Origin of the sequence: Sulfurimonas sp. hsl 1-7 (genome assembly GCF_030577135.1) — a bacterium.
GTDB lineage: Bacteria > Campylobacterota > Campylobacteria > Campylobacterales > Sulfurimonadaceae > Sulfurimonas > Sulfurimonas microaerophilus.
Genome location: NZ_JAUIRR010000004.1, coordinates 77,597 through 97,157, shown reverse-complemented (window position 1 = coordinate 97,157; position 19,561 = coordinate 77,597). Strand labels below are relative to the sequence as shown.

The window sequence follows — 19,561 nt, the reverse complement described above, 5'->3', positions numbered from 1 at the left end:
ATGGAATTTTTTAAATATACAAGACCATTTAACTTTATGGGCAAATCAAAAATTGCCGCAATTATCTCAATAGTATTAATTTTAGCTTCGTATGCACTTCTTGCTACAAAAGGGTTAAATTACGGTGTTGATTTTGCCGGCGGTACAATTGTACAGGTAAAATACGACACAACAGCACCTATTGATGATATGCGTCAAAAGCTTGAAGGCAATGAGGTGTTTGCTAATGCTTCTATTACGGAGTTTGGTTCACCAGATGAGGTTGTAATCCGCCTGAAAACTACAACGGGAAGTGTGACAACTGATATCGGTGACCTTACTCGCGAAGCTCTAAAAGGGACTGGAAACTTTGAAGTTCGTCGTGTTGACATTGTTGGACCTAAAGTTGGAAATGAACTAAGAGAAAAAGGGGTCATGGCGATGCTTCTTGCTATTGCCGGGATCCTTGTTTATGTAGCATTTAGATTTGAGTGGCGTTTTGCGGTTGCTTCTATCTTTGCACTTATTCATGATGTCTCTATCGCTCTGGGAGCTGTGAGTTTGTCGGGAATCGATGTAAACCTTGACGTTTTAGCAGCACTTCTGACACTTCTTGGATACTCGCTCAACGATACTATCATTGTATTTGACCGTATTCGTGAAGGGATAGAAACAAGTAAGAAAACTGTTCTTGCAGAGATCATTAATGAATCTGTTACAAGAACATTGGCACGTACAACATTAACATCACTTACGACTTTCTTTGTTGTACTTACTCTTTTCTTATTTGGCGGTGAGATTATTCACCCATTTGCATTTACGTTATTAGTAGGTATAATTGTAGGTACATACTCATCTATCTTTGTTGCTTCTCCGGTATTGATGTGGTTTGGATTTAGCGTTCAAAACTATCATGAGAAGTTGGCGCAAAAAGCAAAAAGAGAAGCTGAGAAAAACAGAATGCGTGAGCAGTTTGAATCTGGTGTAATGTAAAAAGGAGATTTGAGAGATGGATTGGGGTAAAGTAGTATACGTATTTTTTTCGTTAATGAGTTTAACGTCAATTGCAGGGTTCTTATATGAGAATACTGCAGTTTCACTGTTTATTGCAGCAAGTTTAAATCTTGTTTCAACAATTTTAAAAATCGGAGTTAGAAATCTACTTTCTGCAGAGCTTCTTGCATCTTCATTAGTAGCTGACTTACACCTTATACCGGCATTTATATTTTTAGTAATTGTTGGTGATGACACATGGGCTATAGCACTTGCAATCGGTGCATTAATAGCAAATGTATTTTCTATGGGACTTGTGTATATTGAGAGTTCCAAAACACACGAAGAATATTAGGAGAATTTTAATTGGAATACAACGCTAAAAGTATTGAGCAAAAATGGCAAAACTATTGGAGAGAGAACAATAGTTTCGAGCCGAGTGAAGATTTTACGAAAGAGAAAAAATATATTCTTTCGATGTTCCCGTTCCCTAGTGGAAGACTTCATATGGGGCACGTAAGAAACTACTCAATTAGTGATGCTTTTGCTAGATATCATAGACAGCAAGGTAAAAATGTTCTTCACCCAATCGGATTTGACAGTTTCGGTATGCCGGCTGAAAATGCTGCAATTAAAAACAATGCAAATCCGAAAACTTGGACGTATGATAATATTGATTATATGAAAAACGAGTTTTATTCACTCGGTTTTTCATTTTCTAAAAAACGTGAACTTGCAACTTCAGATGAGCTTTATACGAAGTTTGAACAAGCGTTCATTATCGATATGTACGAAAAAGGTTTACTATACCGTGAAAAAGGGATGCTTAATTGGTGTCCGCATGACCAAACTGTTCTTGCAAACGAGCAGGTAGTTGATGGTTGTTGTTGGAGATGTGATACTCCGATCGTTAAAAAAGATATGAACCAGTACTACTTTAAGATCACGGCTTATGCAGATGAGCTTTTAAAAGATCTCAAAAAACTTGAAGGCGGTTGGCCGAAACAAGTGCTTACTATGCAGGAAAACTGGATCGGAAAATCTAACGGTTTAGCATTTGACCTTTTCTTCGACGAGGATTCAAAAGCAAAACTAGACGGTAACTTTGAGAGCTTTGATGTTTTTACAACTCGTCCAGATACTATCTACGGTGTAAGCTACACAGCTCTTGCTCCTGAGCATAAAATCGTTTCATATATGATCGAGAACAAACTTTTAAGCGATGAGAAAATTGCTGCGATCGAAGAGATGATCAATGCTTCAAACATCGACAGACAAAAAGAGAAAGCGGGTCTTTCATTAGACCTAAACGTAATCCATCCGTTAACAGGAAAGAAAATTCCTGTATGGATTGCAAACTTTGTTTTAATGGATTACGGTTCAGGTGCGGTAATGGCAGTACCTGCTCACGATGATCGCGACTACGAGTTTGCTACAAAATACGATCTTGAAATCAATCCTGTAATTAAGCCTTTTGAGGGTGAATTAGAGCTTGATAAAAAAGCATTCACTGAAGTGGGTGAGCTGTTTAACTCTGCAGAGTTTGACGGTATGAATTCAAAAGAGTCTCAGACAAAAATCATTGAGCATTTTGAAGCAAAAAATATCGGTAAAAAGACAACAAACTACAAGTTAAAAGACTGGGGTGTTTCACGTCAGCGCTACTGGGGTGCTCCGATTCCATTCATCCACTGTGATGATTGCGGCCTTGTTATGGAAGACAAAGCTAACCTTCCTGTAGCACTTCCTGAAGATGTTGAGATCACGGGTGAGGGTAACCCACTTGAAAAGCATCCAACCTGGAAACACTGTAAATGTCCAAAATGTGGAAAAGACGCAGTTCGCGAAACAGATACGATGGATACTTTCGTTGAGTCTAGCTGGTACTTCTTACGTTTCTGTGCATCAGAGTTAAATTGGGAGGATGAAGCATTCTCGGCAGAGCAGATCAAGTACTGGATGGGAGTAGATCACTACATCGGTGGTATCGAGCACGCTATTTTACACCTTTTATATGCAAGATTTTTTACAAAAGTATTCCGTGACCTTGGATATGTCGATTTTGATGAACCTTTTGACAGACTTCTTACTCAAGGGATGGTTCTTAAAGACGGTGCGAAGATGTCAAAATCTAAAGGTAACACTGTAGATCCTGATGAGCTGATCGCAAAATACGGTGCAGATACTGCAAGACTTTTCATCCTGTTCGCAGCTCCGCCGACACAAGAGTTGGAGTGGAATGACAGCGGTGTTGAGGGTGCATTTAGATTTATCAAACGTTTCTTTGAAAGATCTGTAAATGTAGTAGCGACTGATACTATTCCGTCAATCGATCACGCAACTCTTTCTAAAGAGGAAAAATTTGCTCGTAAAAAAGTGTATGAAGCACTTCAACGTTCAGAAGACGTATATAACGAAAGATATACTTTCAACACTATGATTGCAGGTGTTATGGAAGCTATGAATGCACTTAACGCACAAGAAAACTCTGATGTTTGGACTGAAGCTTACTGGATCTTTACATCTATTTTAGAGCCTGTAATCCCTCACACTTGTTGGGAGTTAAGTGAGAAATATTTCGGACTTAAAAACCTGAACAAACAAACAATACTTGAAGAGGTATTTGTTGAAGACTCTATCACTTTAGGTGTATCTGTAAACGGTAAAAACCGTGGAGAGATTGAAGTTGCAAAAGATGCAACTAAAGAAGATATACTGGTAGCTGCGAAAGAGGTAGTTGCTAAATGGCTTGAGGATAAAGAGATCGTAAAAGAGATCGTTGTTCCTAACAAGCTTGTTAATATTGTAATAAAAGGTTAGGGTTTGAGAAAGTATCTGCTCTATTTGAGTGTATTAGCGCTGTTGGTTCTGGGCTTTAATAGTTGTGGATACAAACCTAGCTCAAAATTCTCCCGCAGTGTTACGGGAGAGAAAATCTCTACGAGTGTACAGATCTCAATGGTAGATCCGGAAAATACCGTGGTTATTAAAGATGCCGTAGATGCTGCTATAGTTTCAGTGTTTCATGCATCTTTAGTCGATAGAAAGTATGCCGATTCCCATTTAGATATCAGAATGTCTGCACCTACATACACTCCGATTCAGTACAACAGTGACGGTTATGTTATTGCTTATCGCGCAACTGTCAAACTCTTTATAACAAGAGAGACTCAAAATCAAAGAAAAACATACTCTTCACACGGTACATATGACTTTAGCGTTGAACCAAATGCAATCATTACGGACCAAGAGAGATTTAACGCCATTAAATTGAGTGCATCAAAAGCTATTAACGGCTTTATTGCAAAAGTTTCCGCAGAGGGATCTCGTAAAAGTAGGGAGTAGTCATGACGATACAAACAATCATAAACAACACGATTAAGCGTTTAAAATCTGAAGGTAAGTTACTTACTCCGGATTTTTATGCTGAGGCTTTTTGTAAAGAAGCAAAAATAGCAAATATGAGTATTGAAGATTGTCATCACCTTACAAGATATAAAGAGATGCTTAATAAGGAACTGCAAAAAGATCTTCAAAATTATCGTATCAATACGATGCATGAGTTTGTAAGATTTCTAGTCTCTAAGCTAAATCGAACGAACCAGAGTTTATGTTCAGACACTTTAGAAGCACAAATACACCTGACAAAAAGAATTTTACAAGTTATTGAGGTTTTACACAATAAAGAAGCTGCCGAACTGGCACGTAAAACAATCGATATGATGGAAAACGCTCCAAAACCTGAACAGCTTGATAACTACAGACAACGTTGGGTGAACTTTATCACAACTTATGACGATACTTTTTTACAAAAACTAAAATATCTCGGAGAACTTGATACTACAGATCTGAAAAAATCTATTGAGAGTTTAAAAGAGCTAGATGTCAGCATAAAAGATAATGAAGTTGATTTGGAAAAAATTTCTAAATTTCTCGTTGCATCATTCGTCCCCTCTATCGCTTCAAGTGTTAATGAAACGATAGCTGGACTTAGTAACAGGATCAGAAATAATCCTGCACTTTTAGAAAATAATGATATCGCAGCGGAGATCAAATCTGCAATCGCTCTAAGAATTTCGCTTGATAAAAAAAGTGTGAAAGAGATGATCGAGTCAATTGACGGAGTACTGGATAAACTCTCTATCCGTTTAATCGACATGATAGAGAAATCGGACAACTCCAACGTAGAGATTCAATCGATTAAAAAAGAGTTAGAGTCTTACAATGAAAAGTCGATTACCAACTTTACACTCGCACATAAAAAACTTTTTACCATTGCTGTTGCTTTAGAGAAAAATACGGCTGCACTGAGTAATGATCTCAAATCACACAATAAAGATGTGAACTTGATGAGTGTAAAGATAAAAGAGCTTGAACAAGAACTTGAAGATGTAAAAAAAGAATCGAAAGAGGATTATTTAACAAAACTCTATAATAAACGGGCTTTAGATGAGTTCTTGGAGCTTAAAGAGGGTGAGTTTAAAAGGTATGAGAGAAATTTCAGTATTGTAATGTTTGACCTTGACCACTTTAAACAGGTAAACGATAACTTTGGGCATGAAGCTGGTGATGCAGTACTTGGCGCATTTGGAAAAATACTCAAAAAAGAGTGTAGAAACGTAGATATCATAGGGCGTTACGGCGGTGAAGAGTTTATGGCTATCTTAGGTGATACTGATCTAGAGGGGAGTGTAATCTTTGCCAATAAAGTACGTGAACATGTTGAGCGTTCAAAGTTTATGTACAAGGGTGAGCGTATAGATGTAACGGTGAGTGCCGGTGCAGCGGAGAGAAAAGATTATGTCTCTTTAAAAGATACGATCAATGATGCAGATAAGTTTCTCTATCTTGCTAAGAAAAACGGACGAGATAGAGTGGAGTCAAAAAAATAGTGTTACAACAGTTTTTAGAATCAAAGCCGCTTTATTATACAGAGATAGACTACACGCGTATGCCGCGTGCTTATGAGTCCATAAAAGAGCAGATAAAAATTCCCAAGATAATACATCTAATAGGTACAAACGGCAAAGGGACAACAGGACGTTTTTTAGCTACTGCTTTATATAAGAGCGGTAAAAATGTACTTCATTACACCTCTCCCCATATTTTAAAGTTTAATGAACGTATCTGGATTAACGGGCAAGATATCAGTGACGAGTATTTAGATTCACTTCACATAAAGCTCCAAAAACTTCTGGACAAAGAGTTTATAGATAACCTGAGTTATTTTGAATATACGACGTTTCTTGCACTTTTAGCTGCATCAGATTGTGAGTATCTGGTTCTTGAAGCGGGTCTTGGGGGTGAGCATGATGCTACGGCTGTATTTCCAAATATCTTAACACTTGTGACACCTATAGACAAAGACCATGAAGCCTTTTTGGGAGATACTATAAACTCTATCGCTACAACGAAACTACAAGCTGTACAGACAAAAGCTATTTTGGCAAAACAGAAACATCCTGAGGTGTACGATGTTGCAGATGAACTCGCATATGAGAACTGCTTTGAGGTGAAAAAAGTTGAAGAGTATATTGGGCAGGAAGATAAAGAAAAAATTGCTCTAATAGCTGATGAAAACACTCTGGCTCCATATCTTGTTGACAATCTGTCACTAAGTATCGCTGCGTTAAAAGAGTTGGGTGTCGAGTATGATGTAAAGCACTTTAAAAACGCAAAACTTTTTGGAAGGCTGACACGCTTAGCGGATAATATCTTGGTTGATGTAGGACATAATGCGTTAGCTGCGGAATCTATTGCAAAAAGTTTAAAAGGTTCAAAATATACTTTAGTGTATAATAGCTACAAAGATAAAGATTACAAGAAAATTTTAGAGATTTTAAAGCCTATAATAAATGAGGTTTTGATCATCGATGTAGATGACCAAAGAATCGAAGAAAAAGAGAAAATAGAAGCTGTCTTAAAAACTTTTACAATCCCATATAAAAAATTTGAAACACTTGAGAGTGAACGTTCATATCTTGTATTTGGTTCATTTAGTGTAGTGGAGGCATTTTTAAAGGTGTATCGTGAATAAACATTTTACCATAACGATCCATGACGATAACGGTGTACGACAATTCAATCTACATAAGTTTGTAAAAAAAGCGTTGTATTATGCAGCGATTTTTTTACTGACATTGGCAATGATTGCAGTAGCTACAATCTTATATTTAAATGATGCTGTTGATTCGATGCAGATGAAAAAAGATGGAATAGAAAAGGCATATCAAGAGTTAGAAGGGCAAAATTCGAAACTTTTATCTAGTATGCAAGAGACGCAAAAGTCGTTATTGGTGAAAAAGCAGGAGCTGGAAGAGCTGTCTGATTCCCTTACTGAGATTGAGCAGATGATAGGTCTTAAACCAATCAATGAAGAGAGTTTGGAAGAGCGTGTAAGTTTGGCAAAACTCAGCTCATCACAACGTTTGACACTTTTAAATCTTCTCCCTAGCGGCTCACCGATTGAGTACAAAGGGATTACGAGTAAGTATGGTTATAGAATCCACCCGACTCTAAACAGACAAGAGTTCCACAGGGGGACTGATCTAAAAGCACCTATGAATACTGCTATATATGCAACTGCAGACGGAGTTGTAGAGTGGGCCGGAATGCACAAAAGCAGCGGATACGGAAATCTTATCATACTTGAACATGTGTACGGATTTAAGTCTTACTTCGGACATTTAAATAAAATTGTGATAAAATCCGGTCAATTTGTAAAAAAAGGGCAGTTAATCGGCTATACTGGTAACTCAGGTATGAGTAACGGTCCCCATCTACATTACGAGATACGTTTTATACACAGAGTTTTAAATCCATATTATTTTATAAAATGGACACAAAAAAACTATAACGAAATTTTTGATAAGGAGAAAAAAGTTCCATGGCAATCTTTAATAACAGCGACGTCCCGGATAACATATCAACCGATTCTAACACAACCATCATCACAACTGGTGCAAAAATAAAAGGGGAGTTAGAACTCTCTTGCAACCTCTACATAGATGGTATATTAGAAGGTAACATAAACTCAACAAAAGAAGTAAATGTTGGGAAAAACGGTCACATAAAAGGTGAAATAGTTACAGAGAGACTAGTTGTTCAAGGGTTTGTTGAAGGCACAATCGATGCACAAAGAGTTGAGATTAAAGCTGCAGGACATGTAAGCGGTGAGATCAAATCAAGTGAATTAGTGATTGAAGCTAAGGGAATTTTTGAAGGTAACTCGATCATAAAAAATGACGCAACTATATAACTACTTTAAAACTTCTAAAGGTGATTTAGAAGTTTTACTCTGTGAAGATCTTAAAGAATCACATGAGCTAGAAAGCGTAGCAAAGTTCTTTAATCAAGATGTTTTGGTATTACCGGACTTTCGTGCCTCGCGTGGTGATGATCTGCGCTCTTACAAAGAGGAGTTACAAGAGCTTTTAAACAAGCTGCGACTCTATCACAGTGCGAAAAAAAAGCCTCTTGTTATCTCTCCACTTAAAACTTTACTTTTTGAGCTTCCTAAAGCGCAATACCTCGACTCTTTAACACTTGAGTTTGGCGCTGAGATAGATCTAAGTTCATTTAAAGAGACTATGCTGCATTGGGGGTATACCTATGTAGATATGGTTCAGGTTGAAGGGGAGATCTCTCATCGTGGAGATATCCTCGATATATTCATACCATCTACAAGTAATCCAATCAGGATTTCCCTTTTTGATGTTGAAATAGAGCAGATAAAAGAGTTTGACCTAGATACCCAAAGAACTATGGGGGAAGAGTTAGACTCTATAGAGGTAAGCAGTGCTTTCTTTGCACTTGATGAACAGAGATATAATGAGTTAAACGAGAAGATTGAAAACAGCGAATACGATGCACTCTCCCGTGATATTGCTTCTCTTGGTTTTTGGCATTTGGATGATATGGCCGAGAACTTTTTGGAGAATAAAAAAGTAAAACTCTCCCGTAATTTAGATGATCTGCTTAAAGATGCCTACGGGATCAACAATCCGACTATCTCCAGAGCATGTTTTGAGTTAGAGCTCTTAGAAGAGAATGATGATATTAAAGAGTTGGTAGTTGCCGATGTAGCACAACTTCTAAAAGTACATAAAGATAAAAAGATCACAATTATTGCCGCAAATACTGCGACGATAAAGCAAGCGGGTATTTACGACACTACAAATATAAACATCGTTGAAGCACCGTATATCTTAAATGTTATTACACCCGATGAGGTGGTAATATCTCTTAATAAACCGGATAAAAAACGCCGACGCCGTAAAAGCTCAATCCTGCTTGACGATCTTAAAGCGGGTGACTATGTCGTTCATGAAGAGTACGGTGTGGGTATCTTTGAAAAGATCGAACAAGCCGAAATCCTCGGCGGTGTAAAAGATTTTGTCGTCATCAAATATGTGGGTGATGACAAGATCCTTTTACCTGTTGAGAACTTGGATTACATTGACCGCTACATTGCAAGCGGCGGGGGTGTACCGGTTCTTGATCGTCTCGGTAAAGGAAGTTTCGGAAAACTCAAAGAGAAAGTTCGTAAACGCCTACTAGAGATTGCAGGGCAGATTGTAAATATTGCTGCAGCTCGTGCGCTTATCAAAGCACCGAAAATCTCAGTTGAGCAAAAAACGTTAAAAGAGTTTCAAGCACTCAGCGGGTTTGACTATACGGATGATCAAACACAATCGATCAACGAGATCATCTCACAGATGTCGAGCGGCAAAATTATGGACAGACTTTTAAGCGGGGATGTCGGTTTTGGAAAAACGGAAGTAGCGCTCAATACTATCTTTGCTGCATACAAGTCTGGATTTCAGTCTGCTTTTATCGTTCCGACAACGCTGCTCTCTTCGCAACACTTTAGAAGTTTGGATGAGCGTTTCCATGATCTTGGAATCCGTTACGCAAAGCTTGACCGTTTTGTATCTACAAAAGATAAGAACAACATTATCAAAGCGCTTGCTAACGGTGACCTTGACTGTGTTGTAGGAACACATGCACTCTTTGGTTTAGAGTTTAAAAACCTGGGTGTGGTGATCGTAGATGAGGAACACAAGTTCGGTGTAAAACAAAAAGAGAAGATAAAAGAGTTGTACCATAATGTTCATATGCTCTCTATGTCGGCAACTCCGATTCCGAGGTCACTTAACCAAGCACTAAGCTCGATCAAGACTATGAGTCAGCTTTTAACACCGCCTAGTGAGCGTCAAGGGGTACGTACCTTTGTAAAAGAGTATGATGAGAAGCTGATCAAAGAGGTGATCCTGCGTGAGCTTCGCCGCGGCGGGCAAGTATTTTATGTACACAACTCGATTGATCATATGCCTATTAAGATGGGTGAGATCAAAGCGATATTACCTGATCTTAGAGTCTTAATGTTGCACTCAAAAATCTCGGCAGCCCAGACTGAAAAAGAGCTGCTTAAATTTGAAGCGGGTGAGTACGATATGATGATCGCCACTTCGATCATTGAAAGTGGTATCCATATGCCTAGAGTAAACACTATCATTGTTGACGGTGCCGATCGTTTCGGTATAGCAGATCTGCATCAGCTTCGCGGACGTGTAGGACGTGGACATATCGAAGGGTTTGCTTACTTTATCGTAGAGAACAAAGAGAACCTGACAGATGAAGCAAAAAAACGTCTTTTAGCACTGGAGTCTAACTCGTTCTTGGGAAGCGGTTCAGTTCTGGCTCACCACGATTTAGAGATACGCGGTGGCGGAAACTTAGTGGGTGATGCACAAAGCGGACACATTAAAAATATCGGATACTCTCTGTATCTTAGAATGTTGGAAGATGCGATCAAGGAGCTGAGTAATACAGTTGACGATAAGAAAATGAAAGTGGATATCAAACTTGCAATCTCTGCATATCTATCAGAAGATATCGTTCAAGAAGATAGACTTCGTCTTGATATCTACAGACGTTTGTCGCAGTGTGAAGAGGCTGTTGAGATTTATGAGATCGAAGAGGAGCTCATAGATAGATTTGGAGAGTTGGATATCCCTACAAAACAGTTTATAGAGTTGATGGTTATTAAACTTTTAGCCTTAGAGAAAAAGATCAAAACTATCTCAAACTATGGGCAAAACATTACATTTACGTATTTGAACGATTCTAAAGAGACGATCAAGTCTGATTCTAAAGATGATGATGACATAATTAAAGCGACACTCTTTTATCTAAGAAACAATAAACCAAAGGTATTATAGAAATGAAAATAGCATTTATCGGAGATATCATCGGACGTCCGGGGCGAGAGATGATTCAAAAACACCTGCCCAAAATTAAAGAGGAATACGGTGTTGATTTTGTAATTGCAAACTATGAGAACGCTTCACACGGGTTTGGACTTACGACTAAAAATTGCGGAGAGTTATTCTCTTACGGTGTAGATGTTATGACGGGCGGAAACCATACCTGGGATAAAAAAGATATTCTCCCTCTGCTTGAAGAAGATAATCTGCTTCGTCCAGATAACTACCCAGAAGGTGTTGTAGGGACAGGATGCGGAGTGTATGATGTAAGTGGAGAGAAACTTGCAGTACTCAATATTATGGGGCACTATGGTATGCCGTATGTTGATAATGCTTTCCGTTGTGCACAAAAGAGAGTTGAAGAGCTCCATAATGAAGGTGTGAAAAATATTTTTCTAGACTTTCATGCAGAAGCTACAAGTGAAAAAAGAGCGATGCTTATGTTGCTTGCAGGGAAAGTTAGTGGTATAATTGGCACACATACTCATGTGAGCAGTGATGACTTTCAAATTGTAAGCAATACTGCGTATATGACAGATATGGGATTAACAGGGTGTCGTGACAATGTGATCGGAATGGATGCAAAACAACCTCTAAAGCAGTTCTTAACAGGTTTAAAAGGGCATTTCGATATACCGAAAAAGTGTAAAAAGATTTTACAAATTGCGATCATGGATCTAAATGAGGGGAGATGTACAGAGGCTTTCAAACTGAAAGTTTTTGACAACGGCAATGTGATCAAAACAGATGCATGGATAGAGGAGTAGGGATGTCTGCAAATATCGTTATCGTAGAAGATGAAGAAGATTTACTAGAACTCTTAGAGTATACTCTGCAAAAAGAGGGGTATGAGACTATAGGGTTTTTAAATACAAAAACTGTTGTTCAGATCCTTGAAGAGGAGGAGATCGATCTTTTAATCATGGATAGAAATCTTCCCGGAGTTGAGGGGAGTGAATTTGTTTCAGAGCTTCGAAATGACGGTATAGACGTGCCTGTAATCTTTTTAAGTGCAAAAGATAAAGATGAAGATGTGGAAGAGGGATTTGTTCGCGGTGGGGATGACTACCTGACAAAACCTTTTAACATGAAAGAGTTGCTTTTACGTGTAAAATCAATCCTCAAACGTACATCGAAAAAAGTCTCTGAAGGGAAACTATCGTACAGAGATATGGTTCTTGATAAGAGTACGAGAGAGCTAAAAGTTGACGGGAAAAACGTTGAGGTTACAAAACTGGAGTTTGACCTTCTGTGTGAGTTTATTACAAACAAAAACAGCGTACTTGATCGAGATTATCTTCTTGAAAACGTATGGCAGGATTCTCAAAACTATCAGTACAAAACAGTCAACGTTGCGATCAACAGACTCAAAGAGAAGATAGACCCGGATAAAACAAAAGACTATATCCAAACCGTTCGCGGAGTGGGTTACAAACTATGTTAACTATCAAAAACAGAATTTATATGCACTTCTTTATCATTGTAAGTGCGATATTTATTATTATCGGTCTTATTTTAAAATACACGCTTGTAGATACAAAACTGCCACCGGATTTTTGGTTCTCATACTTTGAACTTGTATTTATTTTGTATGTGGTGAGTTACTATATACTGAAAAAGTTTGTTTTTAAACTTGACAAAGATATCAATGCTCTTATCAAATATCTTGAAGAGCTAAATGACAAAAACTACGATGCTCACTTAGAGATACAGCATAATCTGGAGTTCTTAAAGATCTCTCTGCTACTTAAAAATCTTGTGAAAAGACTTTATAAGAAGAAATAAGTAAATGGAAAACTTGGAAATATTAAATTCTCTTCCTGTTCAAGTATGGACATTGGCGGGAGTATTTATTGGTTCTGCATTTACATTACTTGGAACATGGTATACAAATAAAGCACATGATAAACGCTTTAAAAGCCAGTTTGAATATGATGATAAAATTAGACAAGAAATATTAATAAGAGAAAAACTAGAGGAACTCTACATAGTTTCTAATAAATATTTTAATACTCTTATATCTCATCAACTTCCATATAGAATGGTAATGGAGGGGGAATTGACTTTTAATCAAGCCCTTGACCTAATAATTGAATGGGGTGAAAAAAAAGATTATGAACCTCAAAGACTGACTATGTTAATTAATATGTACTTTCCTGAACTAAAAAAGCAATATGATGAAATTTTAAAAATAAGAAATAGTTTAAATGATATTAAGAATGCCTATAAGGAACAATATAAGAGTGGTGATATTGATGGTACAAAATGGTTAGAACTTTTTCAACCAAAACTTGAATTATTAGCTGAAAAAACGACAGAATTTGAAGAAAAACTAACACATTTAAAGATAAATATTAGTAAATAAACAAATTTAAAATTAAATTATATCTTCGACTGAATAGTCACTTTCTTCGCTTCAAAAAGTTCTATCGCTTTTTGTACCATCGGCTCTTGTGTAATATCTGTACCGTTTACTTCATCTTGGCGTGAAGGCTCATCACAGTTTGTTACACAGCTTGCACTCCCACCCATCTCAATATCTGCAGTCGTTGAACCGCTTTGGGGAGCTTCTTGCATTTGCGGCGGAGTTTGCATAGCTTGTTGCTGTGCAGGAGGAGCTTGGAACTCTTGGCGAGGAGCTTCCTCTTGTGGTTTAGGAGTTTCTTGAACCTGAGGTACAGTTTCCTCTTTAATTTCCTCTAGCGGTTTGCTGCAGGCTATCCCCTTGATTTGAGTTTCAAAACCAAAGGTTTCACGTACAAGCTGTTTGATCACAGAGTATCCATGCTTGAGAAGTTTTTTACACTCTTCACTTGCACAACTCTCCCAAGTAAGTAAATTATTCTCAAACGAGATAAAAGTGATGTTGTTTTTGAAACACTCTCCCAACTCATAATTACGATCGGCAATTGAGTCTACAAGCATATCAAACTGTGCTTGATGCGGATTTACTACGGCAGTTACAGGTGTTGGCTCCTCTACTACTTCCTCTTGTACAGCTTCTGGTTCTTGAATCTCCTGTTGTGGAGCTTGAACTGTTTCTGGTGTGTGGGGTTGTGTCTCTTGTACTTGTGCAGCCATCTCTGGTGTAGTGCTTTGTACCTTGATCTTAGCAACAGAAAGGTTCTCTTTTGGAACCTCTTTTTCAAATGATTCGATCATCTGATCGATCTCTTGGATTTTTAACGCTTCGATCATCTTAAAGAAGATCATAGAAAGAACAAATGAACCGTCTGCATTTATGCTAAAGAGGTATTTTGATTCACTTAAAATTCTAAAAAATCTGTCAAGTACAAGTGTTGAGAAAAGTGCATCGTGGTTGTACATCTTCTCTTTGAGGTATGCGATCAGCTCATCAACAACCATCTCACTGTCATAATCCTCAAGAACTTTTGTAAGCTCTACTAGTTTTGCATAGTTCTTTGTAAAAACAGCATTGAAAAGATCTGCTATAAACTGTGGATCAACAAGCCCTAGCATATCTGTTACGGTTGGGATATCTACATGGTTTTTAGAGTAGATAATAGCTTGATCAAGAAGTGTCAACGTATCACGAAGTGAACCGCTACCACTGCGGGCTAGGATCTCTAACGCATCATGCTCATACGCAATTTCCTCTAAGTTCAAGATATGTACGAGGTGCTCTACTATTTTGTTTGTCGCAATGCTTTTAAAACGGAAATGCTGTGTACGGCTTAAGATAGTTGCCGGAAGTTTCAGCGGATCAGTAGTAGCCAAGATAAACTTCACATATTCAGGCGGCTCTTCAAGAGTTTTTAGCAGGGCATTAAACGCCTCTTTTGTGAGCATATGCACTTCATCGATAATGAAGATCTTGTAACGTGCTACGGCAGGGCGGTATTTTGTCTGCTCAATCAGGTCACGGATATCGTCAATCTTACGGCTTGAAGCCCCATCCATCTCAATGATGTCCATATGACGGTTTTCAATAGCCATAGTACAGTTTTCACAGTTGCCGCAAGGGTGGTGTGAGACACCTTGCTCACAAATAAGCGCTTTTGCAAAGATACGCGCAGTTGAAGTTTTACCGCTTCCTCTTAGACCTGAGAAAAGGTAAGCGTGTGAAAGACGATTTGAATCGAGTGCGAGTGAAAGAGTTTGGGCAATCGTGTCTTGTCCGATAAGCTCGTCAAAGTTCTTTGGACGATATTTTCTCGCTAATACTTCAGATGTTTCTTTCACACTTTTCTCCGCTTTTATAGATAGAGAGATTTTAGCATTTAAAGTGTTAAAAGAAGATTATTAAAGAGCTATAGTTTTGCTACACTCTCTTTAAATAGATTCCCTCTATGAGCGTATGATTGAAACTCGTCTAAACTCGCTGCAGCGGGGGAAAGCAGGGCTACTTGATCCTTTTGCAGTGCTTGATCTATTGCACTTACTGCATCTACCAAGTCTTTGCATTTATGGGCTTGAATTTGGTACTTATCTGCCAGTGTGATGAGTTTATCTTTGTTTGAACCGATTGCATAAACTTTAAGATTTTTTCCCTGTAAAAACTCAAAAAGTTCACTTAGATCTACACCTTTGTCATCACCGCCTAAAATGAGGTGAATAAACTTATCTTCATAACGTTTTACGGCTGCGATCGTAGCATCTAAATTTGTTGCTTTTGTATCGTTCACCCAAAGGCGTTTATGGGCATCGTAAAACTCCTCTTGACGGTGTGGATCGAGTACAAATGAGTTGATCTTGTCATACTCTATGCGGTCAAAAAGAACTTTATCAACTGCCATTGCCAAAAGAGCATCCATTAAGAATGCCCCTTTGAAGTTTACTCTCTCTTTATCTATGCCGAATTTCTCAGCCAGATCGGCTTCGTCTTTATATGTGATGATATTTGCCGCACTTGCGTACTCTTTATAAGCTTCCGGGATAATAGCCGTAGAGCCTTTTTTCATCATTTTTAGAGGCTTGAGTTTTGCATCGATGTATTCTTGCATGCTTCCGTGCCAAGAGAGATGATCGGGGCTCAGAGGTAAAAGTACGTAGATATTTGGAGCAGCTTCATTTGTATAGTGGATTGTAAATGAACTAGTCTCTAAAATCCAGATCGGAGCTTTTGGATCAAGCGAGCCAAGCGGTGTACCGATGTTTCCGCCAGCTACACTTTTTTTGTCTTCTAAAAGATGCTGTGTCATCTGTGTTGTAGTCGTTTTACCGTTTGTACCGCTGATCCAGATTTTTAGGTTCATCACATCTTTGAAGTAATCATACTCGCTGATAAGATTTTTTGCACTCTGTATCATCGGATGGTGTGGAGGCATTCCCGGTGATGGGATCTCTAGATCTGAAAAGTCGGGATTAAACTCGCTTGATGGGCGGATGAGGCGTTTTTCCTCATCAAAGTAAGGCTCTTTTACATTATCGTCGTAAAAGATAGAATTTTTTATTTGCAGCCCTAAGGGTTTTGTGGTTACACCGTAACCAAAGAGAGAGACTCTTTTCATAGTTCCAGCCATTTATTTGCAATTTTTCTAAGTGCTTCAGGGTTTTCCGATGCAAAAAATTTGAGTGTCGGCTCAGGATATTTTTTGCTTAGATCAAATCTGTTGCTTAGGTACTCTACGATCGCATCACCTGAATGGATAAGTTTCGTATTCTCACCGAAATGGTTTTGCAGTTCATCTGCGATAAGAGGGAAGTGTGTACAGCCTAGGATCAAAGCATCAGGCGTTGAAACATCTTTAAAATAGTGTTTCATCGTCTCGGCTAAAATCGTACTGTTGTTTAGTTCCTCTTCAACGATAGGTACAAAAAGTGGTGTTGCAAGAGAGTTGATGTTTGTATAGGAGAGATTTGTTAAACCGTTTTCATACGCTTTTGAATTTACAGTCGCTTTTGTTCCCAGAACTAAAACGTTTGCGTCTTTATTTTCCAGTATATTTGCACACGCAAGTACACCCGCTTCAACTACACCGATAACGGGACAAGATGCAGTTTCGTTCATCTCATTTAGAGCATAAGCACTGACAGTGTTACAAGCAACTACAATCATATCGAGCTCAAAGTTTTTAAACATCTCAACCGCTTCGATTCCGTAACGGATGATTGTGTTTTTATCTTTTGAACCGTAAGGGACGCGAGCCGTATCGCCATAGTATACGATCTCTTCAAAAAGTTGGTGTTTAAGCAGCGATTTTACAACCGTTAGTCCACCAATACCACTGTCAAATACACCGACTTTCATACTGTTTGTCCTTACTTATCTGTATTCATACTCTCTAAAAACTCAGCATTTGTCTCTTTTTTACCCATTGTAGTATAGATAAATTTAAGAGCTTCAACCTCATTATCTTGTTTATGAAGCATTTGGCGAAGGATAAATACTTTTTGTAAAGTATCTTTACCGATAAGAAGATCATCTTTACGAGTACCAGATTTAAGGATGTCGATTGCCGGGAAGATACGTCTGTCTGCAATTTTTCTATCAAGAACAACTTCACTATTACCAGTACCTTTGAACTCTTCAAAGATAACTTCATCCATTCTACTACCTGTGTCGATCAGGGCTGTTGCAACGATCGTTAAACTTCCGCCGTTTTCGATGTTTCTTGCAGCTCCGAAGAATCTTTTTGGTTTGTGAAGTGCATTCGCATCCACACCACCAGAAAGTACTTTACCACTTGAAGGTGTAACAGTATTGTATGCACGAGCAAGACGAGTGATAGAGTCAAGAAGGATTACAACATCACGACCAAGCTCAACGCGACGTTTTGCTTTTTCGATTACCATCTCTGCAACTTTAACGTGGTTTTTCGCAGGCATATCGAAAGTTGAGCTGTATACTTCACCTTTAACGCTACGCTCCATATCTGTTACCTCTTCTGGTCTCTCATCTACAAGAAGTACCATTAGATCAACTTCTGCATGATTTGCAGTGATACCGTGTGCAATCTCTTTTAAAAGTTCTGTTTTACCGCTTCTTGGAGGTGCAACGATAAGGCTTCTTTGCCCTTTACCGATAGGAGCAAAAAGATCCATCATACGGCCAGTGAAACCTTTTTCTTTGTACTCTAGTTTAAGTTGTTCTTGTGGATAAAGAGGAGTTAAGTTGTCAAATAGTGGACGTTTTTTAGATTCTTCCGGTGGAAGTGAGTTTACAGCTTCTATTTTAATAAGTGCGTAGTATCTTTCTTGATCTTTAGGAGGGCGAACCTGTCCGGTTACAACGTCTCCGTTTCTTAATGCAAAACGACGAATTTGTGTATTCGATACATATGCATCATTGATTGATTCGTTAAATGATTTGTCGATTGAACGGATGAAACCGTATCCATCTTGCATAATCTCTAAGATACCGCTAAATAAGATGTATCCGCCTTGAGCAGTTTGTGCTTTTAAGATCTCAAAAATTACATCCTGACGTTTAAGTTCATTTGGATGTTCAACACCAAGTTCTGTAGCGAGTGTTACTAAGTCTTCAATACTTTTAGTACGTAACTCTTCAACACTAGAACCGCTTACAGGAGTATGTGTTCTTTTTGAATTAGTTGTTTTGTTATTTGTTTTTGTTTTACGGGGTTGTGATTGAGTGTTTTCGCTCATGAAAAGTCTACCTTGATTTTTTGGGATTGTTATGTGAGAAAGATTTAAGATAAGAAGCGTATCTTGTTTTAATAGTGTAATTTTACAACATTACACTACCTAAAGTCAAGTTTTAAGATTTGCGATGCCGTCAACAACAGCTGAAATCTCCACTTTTGCTTCACTTAAAGTCTTTTGTGTACGCTCTGCTAATTTTCTTACTTCATCAGCTACTACGGCAAAACCGCGACCATGTTCACCTGCACGGGCAGCTTCAATGGCAGCATTGAGTGCCAGTAAGTTAGTTTGTTCTGCAATATCGGCAATTGTGTCTAAGATGGAATTGATATCTTGACTTTGATGCTGAACACTTATGAGCCTTTCATCAAATGCAGCGTTATCTTGATCTAAAGATTCTACTTGTGTTTTATAGCTCGAAAGCTCATTATCAATACTTTTTTTATCTTCTTGAAGTGTTAGGCATTGAGTATTTAGTTCATCTATCTGTATTTCAAGTGTTCTTTTTTCTTGATCGTATTGTTGCTGTAGCTCTTCTAGTTTTTTACTCCAAGAACTCTCTGCAGCTTTGAGTTGGTTTTTTTGATTCTCTAGCTCAGTTAGGTATGAATCGTTAGAATTTTGAAGCTCAGAAATGCGGGTCTCTAGTTTTTGGTTGTCTTTTGCCAGCTCTTGAGCTAAAAGGTTCTCTTTATCCTCTTGGGGTGTTCTGTTTTTTGAACTAAGTATATAGGCGATGATAAAACCTATAATTA

The 19,561-nt window shown here is 38.2% G+C and carries 17 protein-coding genes and 1 pseudogene; 13 read left to right on the top strand and 5 right to left on the bottom strand.

What is annotated here, in order from left to right; genetic code table 11:
- The 13 genes from secF to QWY88_RS09230 are packed head-to-tail and all read left to right on the top strand — an operon-like array spanning nt 1 to nt 13,605.
- Nucleotides 1-972: a protein translocase subunit SecF gene (secF, locus tag QWY88_RS09290; protein WP_304546116.1), complete on the top strand. Its 972-nt coding sequence runs from the start codon at nt 1-3 to the stop codon at nt 970-972.
- A gap of 16 nt (nt 973-988) precedes the next feature.
- The gene (locus tag QWY88_RS09285; protein WP_193113100.1) at nt 989-1,327 is read left to right on the top strand and encodes a DUF6394 family protein; all 339 of its coding nucleotides are present in this window, start codon (nt 989-991) and stop codon (nt 1,325-1,327) included.
- An 11-nt stretch (nt 1,328-1,338) separates the two neighbouring features.
- Nucleotides 1,339-3,792 carry a leucine--tRNA ligase gene (leuS, locus tag QWY88_RS09280; RefSeq protein ID WP_304546115.1) on the top strand — a complete coding sequence of 818 codons (2,454 nt, stop codon included), beginning with the start codon at nt 1,339-1,341 and terminating at the stop codon, nt 3,790-3,792.
- A gap of 3 nt (nt 3,793-3,795) precedes the next feature.
- Nucleotides 3,796-4,317, top strand: a complete 522-nt coding sequence (locus QWY88_RS09275) for a hypothetical protein (protein ID WP_304546114.1) — start codon at nt 3,796-3,798, stop codon at nt 4,315-4,317.
- A 2-nt stretch (nt 4,318-4,319) separates the two neighbouring features.
- Nucleotides 4,320-5,864 carry a GGDEF domain-containing protein gene (locus QWY88_RS09270; RefSeq protein ID WP_304546113.1) on the top strand — a complete coding sequence of 515 codons (1,545 nt, stop codon included), beginning with the start codon at nt 4,320-4,322 and terminating at the stop codon, nt 5,862-5,864.
- Nucleotides 5,864-7,009 carry a bifunctional folylpolyglutamate synthase/dihydrofolate synthase gene (locus QWY88_RS09265; protein ID WP_369811226.1) on the top strand — a complete coding sequence of 382 codons (1,146 nt, stop codon included), beginning with the start codon at nt 5,864-5,866 and terminating at the stop codon, nt 7,007-7,009. The genes QWY88_RS09270 and QWY88_RS09265 overlap by 1 nt, the downstream gene beginning before the upstream one ends.
- On the top strand, nt 7,002-7,943 hold the full coding sequence (locus QWY88_RS09260; RefSeq protein ID WP_304546112.1) for a M23 family metallopeptidase: 942 nt from the start codon (nt 7,002-7,004) through the stop codon (nt 7,941-7,943). The genes QWY88_RS09265 and QWY88_RS09260 overlap by 8 nt, the downstream gene beginning before the upstream one ends.
- Complete coding sequence (locus QWY88_RS09255; RefSeq protein ID WP_193113095.1) at nt 7,859-8,230, top strand: bactofilin family protein; 372 nt, start codon at nt 7,859-7,861, stop codon at nt 8,228-8,230. Before QWY88_RS09260 ends, QWY88_RS09255 begins: the two co-directional genes overlap by 85 nt.
- A complete protein-coding gene (gene mfd / locus QWY88_RS09250) occupies nt 8,214-11,195 on the top strand; it encodes a transcription-repair coupling factor (protein ID WP_304546111.1) in 2,982 nt (993 codons plus the stop codon). The genes QWY88_RS09255 and mfd overlap by 17 nt, the downstream gene beginning before the upstream one ends.
- 2 nt (nt 11,196-11,197) lie before the next feature.
- Nucleotides 11,198-12,007, top strand: coding sequence for a TIGR00282 family metallophosphoesterase (locus QWY88_RS09245; protein WP_304546110.1), 810 nt, complete (start codon nt 11,198-11,200; stop codon nt 12,005-12,007).
- Nucleotides 12,008-12,009: 2 nt separating this feature from the next.
- Nucleotides 12,010-12,684 carry a response regulator transcription factor gene (locus QWY88_RS09240; RefSeq protein ID WP_304546109.1) on the top strand — a complete coding sequence of 225 codons (675 nt, stop codon included), beginning with the start codon at nt 12,010-12,012 and terminating at the stop codon, nt 12,682-12,684.
- The gene (locus QWY88_RS09235) at nt 12,678-13,025 is read left to right on the top strand and encodes a hypothetical protein (RefSeq protein ID WP_304546108.1); all 348 of its coding nucleotides are present in this window, start codon (nt 12,678-12,680) and stop codon (nt 13,023-13,025) included. The genes QWY88_RS09240 and QWY88_RS09235 overlap by 7 nt, the downstream gene beginning before the upstream one ends.
- Nucleotides 13,026-13,029: 4 nt before the next feature.
- A complete protein-coding gene (locus QWY88_RS09230; RefSeq protein ID WP_304546107.1) occupies nt 13,030-13,605 on the top strand; it encodes a hypothetical protein in 576 nt (191 codons plus the stop codon).
- 17 nt (nt 13,606-13,622) lie between these two features.
- Here the strand turns inward: QWY88_RS09230 and QWY88_RS09225 are convergent, their stop codons facing one another.
- From QWY88_RS09225 to QWY88_RS11715, 5 genes and pseudogenes are all read right to left on the bottom strand, one after another.
- Complete coding sequence (locus QWY88_RS09225; RefSeq protein WP_304546106.1) at nt 13,623-15,443, bottom strand: DNA polymerase III subunit gamma/tau; 1,821 nt, start codon at nt 15,441-15,443, stop codon at nt 13,623-13,625.
- Nucleotides 15,444-15,511: 68 nt separating this feature from the next.
- Nucleotides 15,512-16,711, bottom strand: a complete 1,200-nt coding sequence (gene murD, locus QWY88_RS09220) for a UDP-N-acetylmuramoyl-L-alanine--D-glutamate ligase (RefSeq protein ID WP_304546105.1) — start codon at nt 16,709-16,711, stop codon at nt 15,512-15,514.
- The gene (gene murI, locus QWY88_RS09215; RefSeq protein WP_304546104.1) at nt 16,708-17,451 is read right to left on the bottom strand and encodes a glutamate racemase; all 744 of its coding nucleotides are present in this window, start codon (nt 17,449-17,451) and stop codon (nt 16,708-16,710) included. The genes murD and murI overlap by 4 nt, the downstream gene beginning before the upstream one ends.
- An 11-nt stretch (nt 17,452-17,462) precedes the next feature.
- The gene (gene rho / locus QWY88_RS09210) at nt 17,463-18,809 is read right to left on the bottom strand and encodes a transcription termination factor Rho (RefSeq protein ID WP_304546103.1); all 1,347 of its coding nucleotides are present in this window, start codon (nt 18,807-18,809) and stop codon (nt 17,463-17,465) included.
- A 108-nt stretch (nt 18,810-18,917) separates the two neighbouring features.
- A pseudogene (locus tag QWY88_RS11715) lies at nt 18,918-19,172 on the bottom strand (methyl-accepting chemotaxis protein); the annotation flags it as partial.
- Nucleotides 19,173-19,561: the final 389 nt, after the last annotated feature.